Here is a 666-nt window from a genome sequence, read left to right as displayed (position 1 = left end):
AACCCAAAGCAGCCGGTTTTTCCAGTTATGGACAGCGCAATTTGCGCAAATTGTCTGGTTTTGGGCAAATTGCCGTCCGAAAATTTAAAATCACATTTCTTTTATGACTTTTAAAAGTTTTTCTACGTCGTTTTCTGTGGTTGCCCAGCTTGTGCAAAAACGGATTACGGTGTGGTTTTCGTCGTATTTTTCCATAAATCCGTACGCTGCTTTTTGCTCAAGCGGCTGCAATTTTGAATTTTCGATTATAAAAAAAACTTGGTTTGTCGGAGAAACAAAATAAAGTTTGTAGCCTGCGGCGGTGAGCGCGTCTTGAATTTTTTGTGCGTAAGAATCTGCTGTTTTTCCGAGTTCGAGATAAAGGTTGTTTTTGAAAAGTTCCGCAAATTGAATTCCGAGAAGCCTGCCTTTTGCAAGCAATGCGCCGTGCTGCTTTATTTGTGTTAAAAAATGAGGAATTAGTTCTGGTTTTGGAACTACGACGGCTTCGCCAAACAGTGTGCCGCATTTTGTTCCGCCAATGTAAAAAACATCGGTTAGGCGGGCAAGGTCTTTTAGGCTTACGTCGTTTTCTTTGCTTCCGAGCGCATAGGCAAGCCGTGCTCCGTCGGCAAAAAGTGGAATTTTGTATTGGCGGCAAACTTTTGAAATGTCGGAAAGTTCTTG

Annotated in this window: 1 protein-coding gene; it reads right to left on the bottom strand. The window is 42.2% G+C overall.

What is annotated here, in order from left to right; all coding sequences use genetic code 11:
* Positions 1-90: 90 nt before the first annotated feature.
* The coding region (locus B3Y13_RS04775) for a threonine aldolase family protein (RefSeq protein WP_296693026.1) at positions 91-666 on the bottom strand (576 nt) is incomplete at its 5' end.

Source organism: Treponema sp. UBA7567 (assembly GCF_002476655.1).
Taxonomy (GTDB): Bacteria; Spirochaetota; Spirochaetia; order Treponematales; family Treponemataceae; genus Treponema_D.
The sequence above is the reverse complement of the archived record's forward strand: the minus strand, read 5'-3'. Positions and strand labels throughout refer to the sequence as shown.